16 protein-coding genes are annotated in these 20,817 nt (G+C 69.1%); 10 read left to right on the forward strand and 6 right to left on the reverse strand.

Translation table 11 applies throughout. The annotated features are described in order from the left end of the window. Window positions 1-349: 349 nt before the first annotated feature. The 5 genes from TPA0908_RS19400 to TPA0908_RS19420 all read right to left on the reverse strand — a co-directional run bounded on the left by TPA0908_RS19400 (window position 350) and on the right by TPA0908_RS19420 (window position 8,348). On the reverse strand, window positions 350-1,318 hold the full coding sequence (locus TPA0908_RS19400; RefSeq protein WP_281939901.1) for a LysR family transcriptional regulator: 969 nt from the start codon (window positions 1,316-1,318) through the stop codon (window positions 350-352). 244 nt (window positions 1,319-1,562) lie between these two features. Then, complete coding sequence (locus TPA0908_RS19405; RefSeq protein WP_281939903.1) at window positions 1,563-3,728, reverse strand: peptidase domain-containing ABC transporter; 2,166 nt, start codon at window positions 3,726-3,728, stop codon at window positions 1,563-1,565. After that, on the reverse strand, window positions 3,725-6,997 hold the full coding sequence (locus TPA0908_RS19410) for a type 2 lanthipeptide synthetase LanM family protein (protein ID WP_281939905.1): 3,273 nt from the start codon (window positions 6,995-6,997) through the stop codon (window positions 3,725-3,727). The genes TPA0908_RS19405 and TPA0908_RS19410 overlap by 4 nt, the downstream gene beginning before the upstream one ends. Before the next feature lie 140 nt (window positions 6,998-7,137). Then, window positions 7,138-7,389 (reverse strand): mersacidin/lichenicidin family type 2 lantibiotic, encoded by a 252-nt coding sequence (locus tag TPA0908_RS19415; RefSeq protein ID WP_281939907.1) that lies wholly within the window; start codon window positions 7,387-7,389, stop codon window positions 7,138-7,140. Between the two features lie 188 nt (window positions 7,390-7,577). Continuing rightward, window positions 7,578-8,348, reverse strand: coding sequence for a helix-turn-helix domain-containing protein (locus tag TPA0908_RS19420; RefSeq protein WP_281939908.1), 771 nt, complete (start codon window positions 8,346-8,348; stop codon window positions 7,578-7,580). A gap of 348 nt (window positions 8,349-8,696) precedes the next feature. Here TPA0908_RS19420 and TPA0908_RS19425 point away from each other — a divergent pair, with 348 nt between their 5' ends. The 3 genes from TPA0908_RS19425 (at window position 8,697) to TPA0908_RS19435 (ending at window position 10,593) form a co-directional block, all read left to right on the forward strand. Next, complete coding sequence (locus TPA0908_RS19425) at window positions 8,697-9,143, forward strand: hypothetical protein (RefSeq protein WP_281939909.1); 447 nt, start codon at window positions 8,697-8,699, stop codon at window positions 9,141-9,143. Between the two features lie 35 nt (window positions 9,144-9,178). Continuing rightward, a complete protein-coding gene (locus TPA0908_RS19430; protein WP_281939911.1) occupies window positions 9,179-9,532 on the forward strand; it encodes a hypothetical protein in 354 nt (117 codons plus the stop codon). A 140-nt stretch (window positions 9,533-9,672) separates the two neighbouring features. Then, window positions 9,673-10,593 carry a LysR family transcriptional regulator gene (locus tag TPA0908_RS19435; RefSeq protein WP_281939912.1) on the forward strand — a complete coding sequence of 307 codons (921 nt, stop codon included), beginning with the start codon at window positions 9,673-9,675 and terminating at the stop codon, window positions 10,591-10,593. Between the two features lie 547 nt (window positions 10,594-11,140). On the opposite strand, the gene TPA0908_RS19440 is transcribed toward TPA0908_RS19435, so the two are convergent. Then, the gene (locus TPA0908_RS19440) at window positions 11,141-11,362 is read right to left on the reverse strand and encodes a hypothetical protein (protein WP_281939914.1); all 222 of its coding nucleotides are present in this window, start codon (window positions 11,360-11,362) and stop codon (window positions 11,141-11,143) included. An 800-nt stretch (window positions 11,363-12,162) separates the two neighbouring features. Here TPA0908_RS19440 and TPA0908_RS19445 point away from each other — a divergent pair. The 7 genes from TPA0908_RS19445 to TPA0908_RS19475 are packed head-to-tail and all read left to right on the forward strand — an operon-like array spanning window position 12,163 to window position 20,817. Next, on the forward strand, window positions 12,163-13,323 hold the full coding sequence (locus TPA0908_RS19445; protein WP_281939916.1) for a glycoside hydrolase family 36 protein: 1,161 nt from the start codon (window positions 12,163-12,165) through the stop codon (window positions 13,321-13,323). Then, complete coding sequence (locus TPA0908_RS19450; protein ID WP_281939918.1) at window positions 13,320-14,483, forward strand: aminotransferase class V-fold PLP-dependent enzyme; 1,164 nt, start codon at window positions 13,320-13,322, stop codon at window positions 14,481-14,483. The genes TPA0908_RS19445 and TPA0908_RS19450 overlap by 4 nt, the downstream gene beginning before the upstream one ends. After that, entirely contained in the window at window positions 14,480-15,862 is a 1,383-nt protein-coding gene (locus tag TPA0908_RS19455) for a glycoside hydrolase family 36 protein (RefSeq protein WP_281939920.1), read from the forward strand. The genes TPA0908_RS19450 and TPA0908_RS19455 overlap by 4 nt, the downstream gene beginning before the upstream one ends. Window positions 15,863-15,913: 51 nt before the next feature. After that, window positions 15,914-17,305, forward strand: a complete 1,392-nt coding sequence (locus TPA0908_RS19460) for an extracellular solute-binding protein (RefSeq protein ID WP_281939922.1) — start codon at window positions 15,914-15,916, stop codon at window positions 17,303-17,305. Then, complete coding sequence (locus TPA0908_RS19465) at window positions 17,302-18,243, forward strand: carbohydrate ABC transporter permease (RefSeq protein WP_281939924.1); 942 nt, start codon at window positions 17,302-17,304, stop codon at window positions 18,241-18,243. Before TPA0908_RS19460 ends, TPA0908_RS19465 begins: the two co-directional genes overlap by 4 nt. Next, window positions 18,236-19,099 (forward strand): carbohydrate ABC transporter permease, encoded by an 864-nt coding sequence (locus TPA0908_RS19470; RefSeq protein ID WP_281939926.1) that lies wholly within the window; start codon window positions 18,236-18,238, stop codon window positions 19,097-19,099. The genes TPA0908_RS19465 and TPA0908_RS19470 overlap by 8 nt, the downstream gene beginning before the upstream one ends. Continuing rightward, window positions 19,096-20,817, forward strand: a complete 1,722-nt coding sequence (locus TPA0908_RS19475; RefSeq protein ID WP_281939929.1) for an IlvD/Edd family dehydratase — start codon at window positions 19,096-19,098, stop codon at window positions 20,815-20,817. Before TPA0908_RS19470 ends, TPA0908_RS19475 begins: the two co-directional genes overlap by 4 nt.

The following is a 20,817-nucleotide window of genomic DNA, read 5'->3' on the forward strand; positions in this document are numbered from 1 at the left end:
ACGCGGCCAGGATTGTCGCGTCGATGGCCCGGCCCTACTGTGAAATCGTTGTCAGGAATCAGCAGGACTGCGCGATTCGATGCGGCCGTGTGGCCGCCGCCAGGGCGCCGGGCGCCGAGTTGAGTCAATGTGTCGCGTCGGTTTTGTCGCTTAGCGGTCCCAGGCGTGGGTTTTTTGTTGGGTCGGTGCGTCGGCTCGTCTTTTTCCGTCGTCAATGGCCCCATTGTTGCTGCCGCTACTACTACTGTCAAGTGAGCTGACATTCGATTCCTTTATGGGACGGCCCGTCTCATGCCAATCGGTTATAAGTCAGGTCGGCCGCCGATCCCGGCGGCGGGTCTACCTCAACTCAGTTGCCGTCGGTGTCGGGATAGACGCCGGGGAAGCGGCCTGGGTGGCGAGCAATCCATTCCCAGTAGCCCGGGTGTCTCTGGGCCTGCCGCTGGTGGAAGCCCAGGAGAGCGACGAACAGGGCGTCGGCCACGTCGGCGGACTTCACAGCCTCCGGTCGCCACAGCAGGTGGTGTCTCCACGTCGCCAGCGGGGTGAGCGGGAGCAGGACAAGCAGTTCATTGGGCTTGTTCTGCGGGCTGGCCATCGCTGCGCCTTTGCCCGCAGCGATGCGTCTTAGGCTCGAGTCTGTGGCGTCGAGGAGTTCGGCGGCCGGGTCGTGGGATCGAAGGAAGGTCCGTTCCCACCTGCTGACCGGGTGACCTGCCGGGCTGACGAACCACGGCGTGCCGCAGGAACTGACCGCTGGCACCTCCACCTGGGCGTCGCCCGCGAGAGGGTGGCAGCGGCCAAGGACGATCCATTGTGGCTCGATCACGACGGTGCGCATGTGCACGTCGGCCACCGTCGGTAGCGGATCATCGGGCAGTTCATAGACGATCGCAGCGTCCACTGCCCCCTCCGCCAGGAGAGTCAGCGCTTCAGCCGGATGGGCCTGTGACAGGGTGATGTCGGCGGAGGGCAGGGCGCCGGTCAGATGCTCCGCGAGTCGACCGTCGAAGTGCTCAAAGGCGGCGAGCCTGACCTCTGGCCGGGAGGCGAGCGGATGCGACAAGGCCCGAGCCTGCTCCAGGGTCTCCGACCATGCCGACATTAAGCGCGCCGACGCGGCCAGTAGCCGGGCGCCGGCCGGGGTCAGGGTCATCCCCGCGGTCGAGCGGTCAAACAGAACGAACCCCAACATCTGCTCCAGGCGGCGGATTCGTTTGGACAGCGCGGGTTGGGACACATGTAGCTCTCTGGCAGCCCGCGTGAACGACAACTCACGGGCTATGGTCTGCAGGGACACCAGATCATCAAGGTCCACGCTCGCCGTTATACGGCCATCTATTGCCCGCAGCAACCTGCGGAGACCCCACCATGCGACGTCAGCAACCCCTGACTACGCTCCGTGGCGCATGGCGTCCCGCCTGACTGTCCTCTGACCACGTCCGTCGGTCTCGTGTGCTGCCGGCACCTGTGTGAGTGTCCGGCTCTCTTCAGCGACAAGACCGGGCCGACACCGCGGGGGCCGGGAGCGCACCCGAGCGAGGGCGCCGGACAAGCACCGCTCAGGCGACCGCCGATTCCGGCACTAGCTGCCCGATGATCAGGCGCGCGTAGTAGCCGTCCTGTCGTAGCAGTTCAGTGTGGTTGCCACGTTCTACCACCCGGCCCTGGTCGAGCACGAGTATCTGGTCCGCGGTGCGGACCGTGCTGAGGCGGTGGGCGATGATGATCCTGGTGCAGCGCAGCGCGTCCAGGCTGGCGTCCACCCGTCGCTCGGTCTCCGCGTCCAGGTGGCTGGTGGCCTCGTCGAGCAGCAGCACGGCGGGGCGCCCCGCCAGGGCACGGGCCAGGGCGAGCCGTTGCCGCTGCCCTCCGGAGAGCGCGTTGCCGGCCTCCCCCACGAAGGTGCGGTATCCCATCGGCATGCCGGCGATGTCGTCCTCCAGGCAGGCGAGCCGCGCCGCCTCCTGGATCGCCTCCGACGGAAGCTCCGGGTCGTTGAACGCGATGTTGCTGTGGACGGTCCCGCTGAAGATGAACGACTCCTGGAGCACGACCCCGAACCGGCGACGCAGCGCACTCAGGTCGTACTCGTCCAGTGGATGCCCGTCGAAGAGGATCCGGCCGTCGGTGGGCGGATAGAGGCCAAGAACAAGTTTGCCCAAGGTGCTCTTGCCCGCTCCGGTGCGGCCCACCAGGGCCACCTTCTGTCCCTGCTCGATGACCAGATCGACGCTGTCGACGGCCGGTGGTGATCCCGGTCCGTATCGGAACGACACATCGTGCAGGGCGATGGTGGTGCCGGCGCCGACAGTGCGTCGGGTCGCCTCCGGCCGCTGCTCGGGGGCAGCGTCCACGACGTCCTGCACCCGGCCGAACTCGGCCTGCAGGGACTGCAGCTGCTCGACGCTGTCGACCAGTGAGCTGGCCGGCGCGAGGAACGCACCAGCGACCGAGACCAGGGCGAGCGCCGTGCCGACCGTCATGCTGCCGGCGAGCACCTGCCACCCCGCCAGCCACAACAGGCCTAGGGACGTCAACGTCGACAGGAACGACACGCCGGCGTCGACGACCGCCCGCAACTTGCCGTGACGGACCGAAAGCCGCAGTTGCCGTCCGAAGAGCAGCCGCCAGTGGTCGAAGACGCTTTGTTCCGCGCCCTGCGCCTTGACCGTGGCGATGCCGTTGATCGTCTGGGCGACCTGACCCTGCGTCTCGCCCCGGGCCATCAGCTCCCGGCTCAACAGCTCCCGCAGCGGTCGGAAGGTGCGGGCGAGGAAGAGGATCCTCAACAGCGTCGCCGCGACTGTGATCAGCGCGAACACCGGTGAGATCGCGAGCAGGACGATCAGGTAGACCACGACGAGGCCGCCATCGAGCACCGTGGAGAGCAGCCGGTTGGTGACGATCTCCCGGATGGCGAGGTTGCTGCTGAGCCGGGCCAGCAGGTCACCAGAGAGCCGCTGCTGGAAGAACGCGTACGGCAGGGAGAGCATGTGCCGTACGAAAGCGGCCACCAGCCCTTCATCGATCCGTGCCTGCAGGACGGTGACCGCTGTGCCACGTAGCCAGAGCACCACACCCTGGGTCACCGCGATCGTGACGAGACCGACCAGCAGGATCGGCATCACCCCGGACAGGTGGTGGGGTAGCACCACGTCCAGGATCAGCTTGGTCATGGCAGCCGGGACGAGTCCAGCCACCTGGAGCAGCAGGGTGGCGGCGAGTACCAGGGCCAGCAGCCGGGGTGCCGCTCCGAGCAGACCACGGACGTAGCCGGTCAGGGTGGCGGTGGGGACCGCCGGCTGGTCAGCCGCCGTCGGATCGGGGGCAAGCTCGATGAAGGCCCCCTGATAGCTGTCGGCGAACTCCGATTCGGTGAGCCGTCGTCGACCCGCCGCCGGGTCGACGATGGACACGCTGCCGCGGCGTACCCGCTCGACGACGACGAAGTGGTTGTCCCGCCAGTGGGCGATGAGCGGCATCGCCTCATCCCGCAGCTCCGCCGCCGGACGGCGCCGGTGCTGCGCGGTGAGCCCGAAGAACCTGGCCGCCGCGCGCAGGTCGCGGGCGCTGATGCCGTCCCGGCCCGTGTCGCAATGCCGGCGGACCTCGGACTGCGAGCGCCGCTGACCGTGGTAGCGCAGCACCATCGTCAGGCAGGTCGGCCCGCAGTCCGTCGCCGAGACCTGGTTGAGCGCCGGCACCTGCCTGCTGCGCAGCCTCACCGAGCACCTGCCCGGGCCGGTGGCGCCAACGTGAGCACCGAGGGCACCAGGGACGGTTCCGCCAGCCGGAGCAGTTGGTAGCCGGTGCCGGACAGGCCGATCATGAACCCGGGCGTGCTCACGCCGTTCGGGGTCGCCGACGGCCAGTCCAGGGTGGTGCCCGCCTCGATGACCTCCGCGGCGAGAGCTGACAAGGGGGTCGGCATCGCAGCCGGTCCCAGCACACGTTCGGCCTCCAGAAGTAGCTCCAGGTTACCGAGATCCCCGTGGCAGGCCGAGAAGGTCATGCCGAAGCCATCCGCGACGGTGGTGGTCAGCGCCTGGGCTGCCTCCCCGGGCAGCGCCGGGTCGTCGGCGGCCAGCACGTCCAGGCAGGCCAGCCGCGCGAGTCCGATACCGGGAGCGCCGTGACACCAGGTCGTCATCGGGCCGAGCGGCTCCAGGCCGCTGGTCCGGCCCGGGGCCACGATGTCCGGGTCCCGGAGGTCTCGCCAGTTGCCCGCCGTCGGGTCCCAGGTGCTGCGCTCGTGGCGGATGGCCGCCAGCGCGGCGTCCCGGTGGGTGCTGCGTCCGGTGCGCGCGGCGAGTCGGGCGAAAGCCAGCGCGAAGCCGGAGCTGCCGTGCGACATGCCTGACAGCGGCGTACGAGGGCTGAGCGCGTTGCACCAGCCGATGCCGTCGCCGGCGGGGACGGAACGCTCGATGAGGTGTGCGGCGGCCCGCTCCACGGTTTCCAGGACGTCGTCGCGGCCGGTGAGCTCGTGTGCCGTGAGCCCGCAGAGTACGAAGCCGGCGGAGCCGCTGAGCAGGTCCAGTTGGTCGTCTGCCCGGATGTGTCGGCCCGCTCCGACAACCAGGTCGGCGGCGAGGTCGGCGAGTTCCGTATCGTCCCAGACGGCAGCGAGGTGGGCGAAGGTGTAGATCAGGCCACCCAGTCCGCTGAAGGCGCCGAGTCGCACGTTCTCGCCATCCGTTGCCCCGGCGGTCATGGCCCTCAGTGATCGGGTCGCGGCCTGGGCGGTGGAACGGTAGCGCTCGACGCCGGTGAGCTGCCCGAGCCGGGCCAGGAAGAGGGCGATGCCGGGTAGACCACCGTACAGGTCGATCATCGCGGGCAACGCCGCCCAGTTCTGGCTCTGCCCAGCTTCCAGCGTCACCCAGGACACGCCGTTGTCGCGTTCGGCGACCGCGTCGTCGCACAGCCGGTCGCCGATACCGCGGGCCGCGGTGAGCGGATCCGTCTCCCGTCGGGCGGGTTGGCGGGTCGGTCGTTCCCGGGTCGTCCGTGTCGCACCGGCCCGGGATGCGGTCAGGTCGGCAACCGATGCCCGCAGGAACCACAGCTGTCGCGCGAGATCCGACTCGCCCATCCGGGCCACCTGGGCTCGAACCATCTCTCCAGCCGATCGGCCGAGCACCGCCGGGATCAGCGTTCCCGTGCTGTCGACGACGTCGCGGGACGAGACGTCGGCGACGAAGACCGGAATGTCGCCCCGCCTCAGGTCGTGCTGTTCGCTGGCAATCAACGGCACCAGCGCTTCGTCTCCCGCCCACAGCCAGTCGAGGTGCCGCTCCAGGTCGAGGGCGTCGCGTAGCAGCCACGGGTGGGTGGCCTCGAAGAGCAGGGTGGCGTAGGTCTGGGTGGCCCGTGCGATGACCCGGATCTCATCTGCGTCGAAGACGTCGACCAGTTCCTCGACCAGCGAGTCCCGATGTTGAAGTAGGTGGCGGTACACCGCGACGAATCCCCGCTCCACCCGGTCGAGGTGATCGAGCGGGTCGATGACCGCGTCGGGGCTGGCGAGTTGAGGAAGGTGTTCGCCGATCGGCACCTCGCCGTGTTCGAGCACCAGCCGGATCGCGTCGGTACCGGCGGCGGCGACGCTCGGCACCTTCATCGGAGTCCGTTGGCCGGCGCGCGCGGCAAGTCCGCTCAGATCGATGCCCGGCGAGTCCTCGGTTGCCCAGACCGGGACCGGTAGCAGGCCCACCCGCAGCACCGAGGTCGCCAACAGCTCAGACGTCTGACGCATCGGCCCGTCCGGGATCGGCACGATCTCCGGCTGCAGGACCGACTCCAGGTCGACCAGGACCGGGTGGCCACCAGAGGCGATCAGGTTCTCGGAGTGGAAGTCAGTAGCCTGGAGCAGGTGCAACACGGCGAGTAGCGCGCCGTGACGTTCGTAGAAGTCGCCCACCTCGGCCACGTCCCGGCAGGGGTCGTTGCCGACATGCTCCTGCCAGCCGTGGTCACCGCAATCGACGGAGCGGGGGATCCGCAGCGGCGGCACCACTGCGGCCTGGTTGATTCGATCGAGGAACTCGGCCAGGTGCTGATCGACAGACATCGGACGGGGTTTGTAGACCACTCGGGCGCCTGAGGAGAGGACGAGCACCGAGACGCGTTGACCTCCCCGATGCGAGTCACCGGTGGGGAGCACCGCCTCGATCCGGTCCTGCGCCGCAAGGTCGAACGCCTCGACCACCCGTGGCCAGTCTTCGACCAGGTGGCGGAGGAACGTGGCGTTGGCAGCAAGCCAGATGTCGACGTGTTCGGCCATCCGGCGGGCCAGGACCGGGTACGTGTCAAAGAACTCCTGGAGGCGGGGCCCGGTGAGCCCGTCAAGGAACTCCCGGTAGCGCGACTGGGGGTCGCCGGCAACCAGGTGGCCTTCCACTCGGGCGATGTTGATGTCGACGATCAGTGCCCGCTGGGCGCCAGCGACGAGGGCGGCGCAGAGTTCGCTGGCCAGCGAGCGCAGCAGGGCCGCACGGTCGACCATCGCCTCGGTGATGGTCAAGTCGTCCAGGATCCCCGCGAGCCGTTCGGTCGCGTCGGCGACGAACGGTGTGAAGGGTTTCAACATGTACGCGCGAATGTCGATGTCGTCGCTGTTGAGATCGGGGCCGGGCAGGGCCGACTCGGCGGACGCACGCTCGGTGATCCTGCCGAACTCGGCGAACCACCGGGGCGGCCCGTCCACCGGTGGCGGGGCCGCGAGCGGTCGTAGCAGCGCGCGGAAGCGGTCGTCGTCGAGGTGACCGAGAGCCAGTCGGCGCTGCCAGATCCCTTCGTCGGTGAAGGGACGCTGGGCTCGCCACTCGCGGTAGATGGCCGCTGCACGCTCTTCGGCGTTCGTGTCGGGCACCGCGATGTCACTCCACAGTGCTCGTCGCTCATCCAGCGTGGCGGCTCGCCACCAGGACAGGTCCGCCGCGCCCTGCGGCGCCGGGTCGCGAGTCGGGTCAATGGTTACCTGCTCCGTCACGGTGTCACACCTCTTGTCGGGGGCGATGGGTCCGCCGTGGCCGGCGGGTTACCCACCGGGTTGGCACTGCGAGGTACGGCCGTCGTGGCCTGAGGTGGGGCCGACCCGACGACCGGGTCGGCCCCACCGAGTTGGGTTGATCAGCAGTACAGGCAGAGGTAGTAGGTCCGCACCAGGTAGCTGTAGTAGAACGGCGTGCAGATCGCGCCGGTCGGGCAACCGATGGTGCAGGGCGAGGTCGGGATGACGTTGGCCCGTCCGCCGACGAACAGGTCGTCGAGGGACGGGTCCAGCTCGCCCGCCGGGTTCGGCGGGACGGACTGCCGGTCGGCCTCGCTCAGCGAGTTCAGATAGTTCGGGTCACGCCATGCCTGAGCGATGTGACTGGACATTGGTCGCTCCTCATCTCGGGAATTGGCCCAGACCGGAGACCTCGGACTCGTTGGCTTTCGCCGCGGCGGGCCGCGGGGTCCGGCACCGGTCGTTGTCCGATCGAGCGGTCGGTCCGCGGTGCCGCCGTCGTCGGATCACCAGAAGTCAAACAGTTGCCACAGTCGGAGGAAATCCGCGATCTCCGGAATCACGGAGGTAGCCCGGCGGGCATCCGTTCGAGGCACTCGACGACCAACATGCCAGCCAGGAACTGGATTCCCTGCACCGTATTCACATCGACGTCGGTCAGCGCATTGACCCTTTTGAGGCGGTACTCCAGAGTGCTTCGATGGATATGCAACGCGGCGGCCGTGGCGGCGGCGTTCAGATTGTGGGCGAAGTAGGCGCGCAGGGTGCTCAGCAGGTCCGGCCCGGCCGACAGACGCTCCGCGGCCTCGGCGAGGCGGGCGCACGCCGCGGTATCGGCCAGCACGGCGAGATCCACGAGATGGTCCTGAGCGGTGATCAGGACGCCGGCGGGCTGCGTTCGTAGGGAGGTTGTCAGGGCGATCAGCAGGCCGGCCTGCGCCGCGGCCGGCCAAATCCCGTCGGGGGTTCGTGATGACACGGCGGCCGCGGTGACAGGGGCTGGGGCCTGCGCGAGCGCTTTCACGCACCCCTGGACGTCCGGGCCGGGCGCCGCCAGGATCAGCGCCGTGCGGCTGTCGGCGAAGCAGCGGGCCGAGGTCGACGCGCGGATCAGATCGCACGTCGAATCCAGGGTCGTGTCGGCGTCGTGCCGGGTGGTCGACCGCACATGAAGCACCAGGACCTCGACCGGCCCGATGGGCCCTTCGGCGTCGCCCCCGGCGCGGGTGCAGCGTTGAGAGGCGAAGCGATGCCATCGGGCTGCCCTGTCCAGCATGAACTCGTCGACCCTCCGCGCTCGCACCGAGTCGACGTTCCGGACCGTTCGCATTCTGCCATGCTGCCCACCGGCGGGTTCTTGCCTCAGTGCAGATGCAAGATCGGCACACACCGTTGACATGGCATTCCCCCAGGTGTATCGAAAGCGGCTTGCATCTATCGCCGGGCTTCTGCCGTCCTATCAAATCCGGTGTGGTCACTTCCACTCACCAATGGTCCTTCATTGTTTTCCAAAAGTGTCGATTGTGAACAAAGATTGACCGTGATAGCTTTCATCCGATCGGCCGACTGACCACCGTCAAAGAGGTGGATACAGATTCCCGCCGCGTGCCCCGAAAACAAACCGACGGGTCCGCGCGGCGGGCGGCCAGCCCAATCCCCCTTGCGAGAAGGAGCGATCATGCGTCTTCGCCGTCTGTTCGTGGTGCTCGCGGCGAGCATCGCCGCGTTGCTTGTGGGCGCGACCAGCGCGTCGGCGGCGTCGGGTACGGCGGCCCGCGACCTGCCCAGCTTCCTGGGTTGCCCCACGCTGAACCAGTCGCTGTCGGTCTACGGGGACTCGATCAGCGGCACGTCGCAGGCGCCGCTGGTGTGGAACAACAACGTGTGTGACGGCATCAACATCATTCAGGCGCTCTACGTGGTGGACACGGCTACGAACTCCGTCGTCTACAACTCCGGCCCACGTCAGGCGTACGGCACCCAGGTGCAGACGAACCTCAACTTCACCCTCTCGCCGACGCAGTACGTGCAACTGAACTCCGTGTTCTCCCGTGGCGGGTCGAGCACTCCCACGTACGTGGCCTACGTGTACGCCAACGGCAGCGTCGGCTACGCCACCGCCTGACGTTCGGACCATCACAACTACGACAGGAGCCAAGAATGCGACTCAGGAAGAAGCTGGTAGGTGCCCTCCTGGCCCTCGGCGTCACCGGCGCTATGGCCGTGGGAACCGGCGCGCCGGCGCAGGCCGCCTACACGCCGCCGTTCCTCGGCGCGGGCGAGACGATCGAGGGGACCTTCGAGGGCGTGGCCGTCTGCTCAATGCCGACGATCTGCACCGCGAGCGACGCCCAGCGGGCGACGAACATGGCATACCCGCCGGCGTACGACCTGAAGGTCCGCAAGGAGCGGGAGGGCATGACCTGCCGGCTGTACTGGTCCACCGATGGCACCCGTAACACCAGTGGGCCGAACTTCGTCTACGTCAAGTACTGGGTCATCTGCCGGCTCTGAGGGCGTCTCACCGTGACTGGCGTGCCGCCCCGCCCTCGGCGGGGCGGCACGCCACCATCTGCGGGCTCGGCGACCCATCACCGGCAGTCATGGGTGGGACCGTTCGGACAGGCTGTGCCGCACGTCGATGGGGGAGCGCTATGGAGATCGACGCCGTGCTGCTGACGACCCTCCGCACCGTGGAGCGAGAGCGGTCGGTGCCTCGCGCCGCCGCGTCGCTGCACGTTCACCGGACAGTCGTCGGTCGCCGTCTGTCCCTGCTTGAGAGCCGGCTGGGGATCGAACTCGTTCACCGAGGCACCGGCGAGCTCACCTTGACCCCCGCAGCGCAGATCCTGGTGTCCGAGGCCGAGCGTATGCACGAGCACAGCGCCCGGGCGCTCCACCGCGCCCGCCGTGCCGCCACCCGATTCACCAGGATGCCGAGAACCCTGGGGATCGCCATTCTGGACGACCGGATCTCGCACGAGCTGACGGCTCTGGGTGCTGCCCTCACCATGCCCGGTCTGGCTGACCGGGTCGCGTTCCGCCGCTATCCGTACGCCGACCTGCTGGAGACCGTTCGCGACGGTCGGTGTGAATTGGCGGTGGGGTGGTCACCTACCCGCCGTTCCGCCCTGCGTGGCCTGCGAGCCGTGGCGTGGGGGCGCTTTCCCCGCATGGTCCTGGCGCCCAGCGGTCACTCCATCATCGCCGGGGCGAGCTGCCTGATCTCCCAGCTGAAGGACCAGCCGCTGCTCGGGTTCGACGCGAAGGTGGGTGACCGGGCGGCCCACTATTGGACGCTTGGCCGGCAACGACGCAGAACGACACGCTCGGGCGCGGAGCTGCTGCGTTGTCGCAGTCGGCACCTTGACGAGCATTACGAGTTGGTCGGGGCGGGCGTCGCCCTCGCCGTCGCCCCCGCACCGTTGGCCGACTCGGGGGACGCGCGCCACGCCGCCGTCCCCATCCGGGATCTCACCCCCGCCACGCGGATGCTCGTCTGGAACGCCGCTCACGAGAACACCCTCGGGCTCACGGTGCGACGGTTTCTGACCGACCAGCAGTCGCCCCCGTGACGAGCTTCAACACATCGGAGGCCATCCGACACGTGACCGTGGGACCAGGAGCGACCTGCCGGCGGCTGGGAGCAACGTACGTAGCAGCCTGACCGGTCGCCAAGCGGTACGGCAGTGCGCTGCGAGCGGTCATTGCGACCGTGCGCGCGAACAGGGTCGCCACCCCGCGGATGCCAGCGGCGGTTACGGTCGCCGGTACGGCGGGACCGCCTCCCGGTCGCGCGGGGCCCTGGACCCGGCCGACGTATCGCCAACCGCCGCGCTGCCAGGGAGATATGGGCGAGCTTGTCGAAGACCGATGTGGGAAAACCGGTCCACCCGACGACAGCTCAGCACCGCACGCACGACGAAAAACGGCCCTCTGATCCAGATATCAGAGGCGCCAGTCGAAGACGCGTACGAGGAGTCCGAAACACGAATTCCTCGGAAAGCGGGCTGTCGCACCACCGGACCTGATCATCGCAGGAGGCACGTAGCCCGGCATTGCTCAGGGCCCCGACCCGGTCGAGCCCTGAGCAATGCCGAAACCCCGGTAGCGCGGGGAGCGCTACCGGTACTTGTAGGAAATGAGTGCCCAGAAGTTGCCGTACGCATTGGTGCAGGTCGAGTAGTTCCAGTACGCGGTGTACTGAGGGCGAGACGCGAAGTCACGCATCTCGCTCAGGCACACCCCGGACTCGAAGTAGGTGCCCAACGTGTACCAGCCGGGGCGGGAGTTGTTGGACGGCACCGAGTAGGCGGAGGCGGGCGCGGCAATCGCGAGGGACATGGCACCGGCAGCCAGGCTGGCAATGCCAATCCGGCCCGCTCGGCGCAGTCGGTTGCGGGGCATGGTGGACTCCTCGATCTGGTGAGCACGAAACGAGCGTTCCTGCAAATGCGGGCGTGCGCCGCCGAGTGCCTAGATACGCCGTTCCTGCTCGCTTCCAACGTTTGTGACCCCAAATTTACCAAGCTTCATCGCCGCCGGGCAACGAAACAATTCGTCAACAGTTAATTGTAATTGGACATTGTCGTTTACCAGTACGCTGGACCGTTCGACGGTGCGGCTGCCGGCCGGGTCGGCGATGAGCCGGTTGGGCGTGGCCGTTCACCTCGGTGGACGTGGTGGCATGCGTGCTCGACCCCGTGCCGCAAGGGGTCGGCTACCCGCTGTCGGTGGCGCCCTTCGGGGCTCGGGTTCTGCTCGCGGTTGCTCACGGGCGGGGCGGCGAGCTGGATGGCGCTGACCTGCGTCGACGCGTAACGCGGAGGGGCCGTTTGGTCATCGGCGTCTCCCCCGAACGGCCCATCCCACCTCAATAGTCATACAGTACGGTTCTTGTGGCACGAGCTGCCCGTCCTGTGGGCCCAACGAAGGTGGTGACCGCTGTGCTCGACGGCTTCGGAACGTTCGACGAGCTTGCTCGAATTCCCGTCGATCCCGGCAGCGCCCGGGTGTTCGAGAATGGCTGGAGCTCCTTCAGCCCATCCGGTTTCTACGCTGCGTCAGACACCTCTCCCAGGGCCAAGACAGCCCTGTGGCAGATGACCTCCTACCGGCCTGGGCGGCCGGGCCCGGAGCGCGGCATGCAGGGGGAGGGCCTGCTCGCCGTCGCGCCGCACCCCGACGGGCCGGTGCACATCTTCTCCGCCGGCGACCTGACCACGATGCCGTCGATCCGGGCCGAGCTGGACGGCGCCGCCGTGCGGGTCACCGCCGACGGTCCCGTCGAGCACACCGTGGACGCCGGCGTGGGCGGCATCGAGCCTGCCCTCGCTCGCTGGGCGCAGACCTACGCCGCCCGCCACGGCGCTGCCTTCCAGCCGGAGTACCCGACCGTCTGGTGCCCCTGGTACCAGTACTTCACCAAGCTCACCGAAGCTGACATGTACGAGAACATCGACGCGATCGACGAGCTCGACCTGGCGGTCGACGTGGTCGCCGTCGACGATGCCTTCCAGAAGGAGATCGGCGACTGGCTCGCCCTGTCGGACCGGTTCAGTTCCCTGCCCCGTCTGGTCGACCGCATCCACGCCAGCGGTCGCCGTGCCGGGGTGTGGATCGCCCCGCTGTGGGTGGGGGCTCGCTCCGACCTCTACCGCGACCACCGGGACTGGTTGGTCCAGGGTGCCGACGGCGAACCGCTCTGGTGCGGCAACAACTGGGATCAGGATCTCTACGCCCTCGACGTGACGCATCCCGGTGCCGCCGCCTACCTGACGGAGGTCTTCGAGACCTGGCGCGGCTACGGCTTCGACTACTTCAAGGCGGATTTCCTCTTCGCGGGCGCGGTGGGCGGTCGACGGCACGCCGAGATCGGCGCGCTCGAGCACTACCGGCTGGCGCTGCGGATGATCCGCGAGGCGGTCGGCGCGGACGCCACCCTGCTCGGCTGCGGCGCGCCGCTGCTGCCCAGCATCGGACTGGTGGACGCCATGCGGGTCAGCTGCGACGTGGACAGCCACTACGCGCCGGCCAGTGGGGACATCAGCCAGCCGTCCCAGGCCGGCGCGCTGCTGTCCGGCCGGTCCCGGGCGTTCATGCACGGCCGGTTCTGGCACAACGACCCCGACTGCATCATCGTCCGGCCGGAGGTGGAGCGCCGGGAGGAGTGGGCGGAGCACATCCGTCGCCACAGCGGCGTACGGGCGGCCAGCGACCGCCTGCGCGGCCTCGACGACTGGGGCCTGCGGACCACCCGGGAGCTGCTCGTCCGCTCGACGGCCACCCCGCTGGTCCCGGCGTGACCGTCGGCGATCACGCGACGCCCGCCGTCACCGGTGGTGACCCGCTGGCTGGCTGGCTCGCCGAGTGCGACGAGCCGACCGGCTACCTGGACTTCGCCCGGATCGGGCCGCCGCTGGTCGCCGTCCGGGCGGCACGCGCGCGAGCGTTGACGGACGCCGCCCGGGCCGTGCCCGGCTGGCTGGAGCGCCTCGACGCCACCGCGGTCGAGACCCGTCACCGGGCGGGCGCACTGTGTGGCGTGCCGGCGTCAGCGGTCGCGTTGGTCCCGTCCACCACGGCGGGGCTCTTCGCCGTCGCCTTCGGTCTGCCGGGAAACGGCACCATGCTCGTGCCCGAGGGGGAGTTCCCGGCCAACGTGGTGCCGTGGCTGCGGGCCGCCGACCGGGGCGGTCCCCGGGTGCGGCGGGTTCCTCGGTCGGGCGACGGCCGGCTGGTCCCGGCGGCGGTCCGGGAGCGGCTCGACGGCGGGGTCGTGGGGCTCACCGTCAGTGCCGTCGACTACGCCACCGGGCACCGCCGTGACCTGGCCGCGCTGCGGGCGCTCCTGGGCCCCGAGCGGCTGCTGGTGGTCGACGCGATCCAGGGGTACGGCGTCGACGAACTGGACCTCGCCGTGGCGGACGTCGTGGTGTCCGGCGGCCAGAAGTGGCTCCGCGCCGGCTGGGGGGCGGCGGTGCTGGCCGTCCGACCCGAGGCGGCCGACCGGGTGTCGGCAGTCCTGGGCGGTTGGCCGGGGCTGATCGACCCGTACGGCGAGCACTGGCCCGCCGAGACGACCGACGAGACGGGCCGTCTGCTCATGAGCAACACCGATCCCGAGGCGGTGGCCGGGTTGGGCGCCGCTCTGGCGTTGGCGTCCCGGGCCGGGCTGTCGGCGCTGACCAGCCGGCTCACGGCGGTGGTCGACGAGGTCCGTACCCTTCTGCTCGCGGCCGGCGCCGAGGTCCGCGGCGCCTCGTGGCCGCGCGTCGAGCGAGGTCCGATCGTGGCGTTCCGGATGCCGGGCGAGACGCCCGAGGTGACGCAGGCGCGGTTGACGGCCGCCGGACTCACTGTCGCGGTGCGCGGTGACGCCGTCCGGCTCTCGCCGCACGTCTCCACCACCTCGGCCACACTGACCGTCCTGTCGCGCGCGCTGCGGTACGGGGCGGACCGGTGAACCGGTTCGCGGTGGTGACCGAGGTGCCCGCCGATCTGCGTCGGGCCCGGGTCTACGAGTTCGGCTGGCAGTCGTGGAGCCCCACCGGGGTGTATCCGGCGTCGGCCCGCTCGCCCCGTCCGCCGCAGGCGTGGCGGCAGACCAGCGGCTACCGGCCGGGTCGGCCCGCACCGCCGGCGGGTTTCCAGGGCGAGGGTCTGCTCGCCGTGCAGGCGGACCCGGACGCTCCGGTGCATCTCGTGGCTCTGCCCGACCACGGCGGAGCCGTGCCGACCATCCGTGCCGAGGCCACCGGGGACCGGCTGCTGGTCAGCGCCGACGGCCCGGTGGAGGTGACGGTGGACCCCGGGCCCGGTGGGCTGTACGGGGCGTTGTCCCGCTTCGCCGACCGGTACGCCGTGCGGGCCGGGGTAGGGCAGATCCGGCCCTGTCCGCCCGCCTGGGCGAGCTGGTACCACTACTTCACCGAGTTCACCCATGCGGACCTGGTGGAGAACCTGCGGGCGATGGACGACCTGGCGTTGCCCATCGAGGTGGTCCGGGTGGACGACGCCTTCCAGGCCGGTATCGGGGACTGGCTCGAGCTCTCCGACGGATTCGACTCGCTGCCGGGGTTCGTGGGACGGATCCGGGACACCGGCCGGCGAGCCGGTCTGTGGATCGCACCGCTGCTGGTGGGCGCGGAGAGCAGGTTGTTCCATGATCATCCGGACTGGGTGGTCCGGGCGCCCGACGGCAGTCCGTTGGTCGCCCTGCACAACTGGGGTCAGGACTGCTTTCCGCTGGATGTCACCCATCCGGCCGCCGCGGCGTACCTGCGGACCGTACTGGAGACCTGGGTCGCCCACGGCGCCTCGTACCTCATGGTGGACTTCATGTTCGCCGGGGCGCTCGACGGGCGGCGACACCGTGCGGACGTCGACGGACTGCAGGCGTACCGGGACGGGCTGCGGCTGATCCGCGACGCGATCGGGCCGGAGACGTACCTCCAGGGCTGTGGGGCTCCGATGTTCCCCTCGGTGGGTCTGGTGGACTCGATGCGGGTCGGCCCCGACGTGGCGCTGGACTGGGAGCCGGCCGGTGGGGACATGTCCCGTCCGGGGCTGGCCCCGGCCGCGGCGACCAGCATCGGTCGTGCCTTCACCCAGGGTCGGTTCTGGGTCAACGACGCCGATTGTCTGATCGTGCGTCCGGAGATCCCACGCCGACGCGAATGGGCGGCGGTGGTGGCGGCGGTCAGTGGCGCCCGGATCTCGTCCGATCGGCTGACCGCCCTGGACGGGCCAGGCGTGGAACTGACCCGTGAGCTGCTGTCGGGGGCGACCGACCGACCGTTCGTCGGCCAATCCGTTACCGGCCAGCTGTTGACTCACCCCTAATAGTCATACTGTAATTTCGTAAGTCTGATGCCCTTCCCCCAAGGAGCACCCATGAGGCACCTCACCCCCACCCGGCTGCGGCTGACAGCCGTCGGCGCGATCCTCGCCCTCGCCGCCGGTGGTTGCGCCAACGGCGGTGGCCCGGGCGGCAGCTCGGCCGGCACCAAGGCCAAAGCCGCCTCCTTCTGCGACAAGCAGCAGGCCGACCCCACCGGCGCGGCAACGCTGACCCCCGACCCCAACCTGAAGGCCGACCTCACCTTCTGGGGCTGGTACAACATCGTGCCCAAGTCCGTGCTGGACGACTTCAACAAGATCTACCCGAACGTGCGCATCACGTTCACCGACTTCTCCACCTCCGACACCCACACCAAGCTGGCCACCGCGCTGGCTGGTGGCGCCGGGGCGCCGGACATGTCGATGATCCAGGACCGGGACGCACCACGGTTCCACAGCCTGCCGCTCTACGACCTGACCAACTGCCTGAAGCCCTACGAGAAGTCCTTCCCCAGCTTCAAGTGGGACAAGATCAAGCGCCCCAGCGGTCAACTCCAGGCCGTGCCCTGGGAGGCCGACGCCGCCATCGTCGCCTACCGCACCGACCTGTTCGCCAAGTACGGCATCGACGCTGCCGCGATCAGCACCTGGGACGACTACATCGCCGCCGGCAAGAAGATCGACCAGGCCTCCGGCGGCAAGACCAAGATGGTGATGTCCCTGCCGGTCGCCAACGACAACGGCATCGCCGGGCACATCATGAGCGACTTCAACATGCTGCTCAACGAGGAAAGCGGCCAGTACTTCGGCACCGACGGCACGGTCGAGGTCAACTCCGACAAGGGTCTCGCCGCACTGCAAATGATCAAGCGGTTCCGTGACGAGAACATCACCCTCAACGACCTCTCCTCGGGCAAAGCGGAGCAGCAGGCGTTCCAGGGCGACAAGGTGGCCACCATCCTCCAGCAGGCCTCGGTCTCCTTCGCCCTCAACGGCGCACTCAAGGACCAGTCCGGCAAGTGGGGCGTCATGCAACTGCCGGCGTTCACCGCCGGCGGCAACCGGGGCGCCATCCGCGGCGGCACCAGCCTCGCCATCACCACCCAGTCCAAGAACCCCGAGGCGGCGTGGAAGTTCCTCCAGTTCTGGCTGATGCGTGTGGACTCCCGCTGGGAGAGTTACCAGGTCGGCAAGCTGGTCGAGAACCTGTTCCTGCCCGCCGCGCAGGACCAGCGGTTCAACCAGGGCGACCCCTACTTCACCAACCAGCCGTTCCTCAAGACGGTCATCACCTCCGCCGAGGCGGCACCGGTCTTCAACGAGAACCTGAAGACCAACCAGCTCGAATCGGCGTTCAAGACCCGGCTGCGGGACTTCCTCGCCGGCAAGGTGGACGCGAAGACGATGCTCGATCAGGTCGCCGACGACACGAAGAAGGCACAGTGACCGCTCCGGTCACGGTGAAGAGGACCCCGCAGCGCGGCGGGGTCCCCCTCCCCGTCTCGGACCGACGCCGTGGCCCCGGACGCCGCCAACGCGTCGCGTACCTGTTCATCGCCCCGTTCTTCGTCGTTTTCGTGGCCTTCCAGCTGGCCGCCATGGTCGTCTCCCTGGGCATGAGCCTGACCGACTGGAAGGGCGCGATCGGCGGGCAGTTCGTCGGCCTGGGCAACTACGCCGCGCTGTTCGGTGACCCCGCGTTCCTCAAGGCTCTGTGGCACACCCTGGTCATCTGGGTCCTGACCGTGCCGGTGCTCACCTTCGGTGGGCTGTTCCTGGCCCACCTGCTCAACGGCGCCATGGTGAAGGCCAAGCCTTTGCTGCGGGTGCTGCTCTTCCTGCCGGTCCTGCCGTCGCTGGTCGTCGTCGGCGTGGTCTTCCTGCTGCTGCTCGACCCGGTGTTCGGCCTGCCGAACATCATCCTCGCGCGGCTCGGCCTGCCCATCGTCGACCTCCGCAACGACCCGTCGACGGCGCTACCGGTGCTGTCGCTCGTGGTCATCTGGCGATGGCTCGGCTACAACGTGACCATTCACCTCGCCGGCCTCCAGGCGCTACCCCGCGACGTCTTCGAATCGGCCCGCGTCGACGGCGCCAACGCCTGGCAGACCTTCTGGCGGGTGCTCGTGCCGATGAGCAAGCCCACCCTCGTCTTCGTCACGATCATGTCCACGATCGGCATCTTCAACCTGTTCGACGAGCCGTACGTGCTGTTCGGCTCAGAGGCCGGACCGGCGCAGGCCGGGCTCACCCTCGGCGTCTACATGTACAAGCAGGGCTTTGAGTTCTTCAACCTCGGCTACGCCTCGGCCATCTCGTACTCCATCGCGGCGCTGGTCTTCGTCGCGTCGCTCATCCAGCTGAAAGCGAGCCGTGATGACTAGCGTCACCGCGCCGGCCCGACGACCCACCGGACGCCGCCGGGCCGGCGCCGCCGCCGTGTTGGCCAACGGGTGGCTCTGGCTGCTCGCCCTGCTCAGCGTCTTCCCGATCTACTGGCTGGTCAGTACGTCGTTCCTGCCGAAGGACGACATCCTGCAGAACGAGCAGCGTTTCGTCCCGGACAAGCTGACCCTGGAGAACTACCGCCTCCTGCTGGCCAACCCCGACTTCTGGCCGGCCGTGAACAACAGCCTGATCGTGTCCGTCGTGGTCACGGTCGGCGGCGCGTACCTGGCCACGATGGCCGGATACGCCTTCGCCAAGCTGCGGTTCCGCGGCCGGGACGGACTGTTCCGGCTGCTGCTGGTCACCATGATGATCCCGCTCATGGTGTCGCTCACCACCAACTACGTGGTGATGAGCAAGCTCGGACTGCTCAACTCGCTGTGGGCGGTGATCCTGCCGCAGTTGACCCCCGCCTTCGGCATCTTCTGGATGCGCCAGTACGTCATCAGCGCCGTCCCCGAGGAGATCCTCGAAGCCGCCCGCATCGACGGCGCCGGCGAGATCGTCACCTTCCGCAAGGTGGTGCTGCCCATCCTGCGGCCCGGCGTGGCCGGGCTGATGATCTGGCTGTTCCTGTCGAGCTGGACCCAACTGCTGCTGCCCCTGACCTACCTGCAGGACCAGCGCACCTACCCGGTGTTCATCAACGCACTGCGCACCTTCCCGGCGATCCCCGTGACGCACCTGCTGATCGCCGCGTCGGTGCTGTCCATGGTGCCGGTCGTCGCGCTGTTCGTCTTCGCGCAACGCTCGTTCGTGGCCGGCATGTCCGCCGGGGCGGTGAAGGGATGACCGACACCCGACAGGCCCGCAGCCGTACCTGGCTCGGAGACGCCGGCAAGAACGGCTTCATCGCCCGACACCACCTGCGGGCCATGGGCCTGACCAGCCGGCAGCTCACCGGAAAACCGGTGATCGGCATCGCGAACAGCTGGAGCGAGCTGACCCCCTGCAACGCCCACCTGCGGCAACTCGCCGAGGCCGTCCGTCGTGGCGTGGTCGCCGCCGGCGGCGTCGCGCTCGAATTCCCGATCATGTCGCTCGGCGAGCCGTTCATGCGGCCCAGCACCATGGCCTACCGCAACCTGATGGCCATGGAAACCGAGGAACTCATTCGGGCGAACCCGCTCGATGCCGTGGTCCTGCTCACCGGCTGCGACAAGACCACGCCGGCGGCGCTGATGGGCGCGGCCAGCGTCGACCTGCCGGCGATCATGCTGACCGGCGGGCCGATGCTCAACGGCAAGTTCCAGGGCCGCGACGTCGGCTCCGGCACCGACATCTGGCGGATGACCGAGGGCCTACGCGGCGGCGTCGTCACGCAGAGCGAGTTCCTGGAGTTCGAGCAGTGCCTGAACCGGTCGGCCGGACACTGCATGACGATGGGCACCGCCTCCACCATGGCCTGCCTCGTCGAGACGCTCGGCATGCAGCTACCCGGGGCCGCCGCACTGCCGGCGGTCGACTCCCGCCGGGCGGCGCTCGCGGAGGAGACCGGTGAGCGCGCCGTAGCCCTGGCTGTCGCCGGGCTGCGACCCTCACACATCCTCACCCCCGCCGCCTTCGCCAACGCGATCAAGGTGAACGCCGCGATCGGCGGGTCCACCAACGCCGTCCTGCATCTGCTCGCCATCGCCGGCAGGGTCGGAGTGCCGCTGACCCTCGACGACTTCGACACCCTCGCCCGGGACATCCCGCTGCTGGTCGACCTGATGCCCAGCGGCCGGTTCCTGATGGAGGAATTCGCGTACGCCGGAGGCGTGCCAGCGCTCCTGGCCGAACTCGCCGACGTGCTCGACCTGACAACCACCACCGTCACCGGCCAACCACTCGGCGACGGCTGCGCCGACGTGCGGTCCCACGACCGGGAGGTCATCCGCACGCCGGACAAGCCGGTGCTGCCCCCCGGCGCCGGCATCGCCGTGCTCCGCGGCAACCTGGCGCCCTCCGGGGCGGTCCTCAAGGTCGCCGCCGCCGACCCTCGGCTGCTGCGACACACCGGACCGGCGCTGGTCTTCGACTCCATCGAGGAGTACCTCGCCGTCGTCGACACCGACCTGCCGGTCACCCCCGACACGGTGCTCGTGGTCCGCGGCGCCGGCCCCCGCGGCTACCCCGGGATGCCCGAGGTCGGCAACCTGCCGCTGCCCAAGACCATGCTGACCGCCGGTGTGCTCGACATGGTCCGCATCTCCGACGCCCGCATGAGCGGCACCGCGTACGGCACCTGCGTGCTGCACGTGGCACCGGAGGCAGCCGTCGGGGGCCCGCTCGCGCTGGTGCGCACCGGCGACCTGATCCAGCTCGACGTGCCGGCCCGCCGGCTGGAACTCCTCGTCCCCGACCAGGAACTGGTCGCCCGCCGCCACGCCTGGCAGTCGCCACCGCCACCGACCGGCCGCGGCTGGCTGCGCCTCTACGTCGACCACGTGCAGCAGGCCGACACCGGCGCCGACCTCGACTTCCTCGTCGGGGGCAGCGGCGACGAGCCCGGCCGGGCACCCTTCTAG

The sequence above is a fragment of the Micromonospora sp. AKA38 genome (assembly GCF_027925725.1).
Taxonomy (GTDB): Bacteria; Actinomycetota; Actinomycetes; order Mycobacteriales; family Micromonosporaceae; genus Micromonospora.

Bases quoted from the DNA above. Each gene is read 5' to 3' on its own strand.
- TPA0908_RS19435 (WP_281939912.1), top strand. From the start codon at position 9,673: ATGGAGATCGACGCCGTGCTGCTGACGACCCTCCGCACCGTGGAGCGA.
- TPA0908_RS19445 (WP_281939916.1), top strand. From the start codon at position 12,163: ATGCAGGGGGAGGGCCTGCTCGCCGTCGCGCCGCACCCCGACGGGCCG.
- TPA0908_RS19470 (WP_281939926.1), top strand. From the start codon at position 18,236: ATGACTAGCGTCACCGCGCCGGCCCGACGACCCACCGGACGCCGCCGG.
- TPA0908_RS19440 (WP_281939914.1), bottom strand. From the start codon at position 11,362: ATGTCCCTCGCGATTGCCGCGCCCGCCTCCGCCTACTCGGTGCCGTCC.
- TPA0908_RS19460 (WP_281939922.1), top strand. From the start codon at position 15,914: ATGAGGCACCTCACCCCCACCCGGCTGCGGCTGACAGCCGTCGGCGCG.
- TPA0908_RS19420 (WP_281939908.1), bottom strand. From the start codon at position 8,348: ATGCGAACGGTCCGGAACGTCGACTCGGTGCGAGCGCGGAGGGTCGAC.
- TPA0908_RS19415 (WP_281939907.1), bottom strand. From the start codon at position 7,389: ATGTCCAGTCACATCGCTCAGGCATGGCGTGACCCGAACTATCTGAAC.
- TPA0908_RS19425 (WP_281939909.1), top strand. From the start codon at position 8,697: ATGCGTCTTCGCCGTCTGTTCGTGGTGCTCGCGGCGAGCATCGCCGCG.
- TPA0908_RS19430 (WP_281939911.1), top strand. From the start codon at position 9,179: ATGCGACTCAGGAAGAAGCTGGTAGGTGCCCTCCTGGCCCTCGGCGTC.
- TPA0908_RS19475 (WP_281939929.1), top strand. From the start codon at position 19,096: ATGACCGACACCCGACAGGCCCGCAGCCGTACCTGGCTCGGAGACGCC.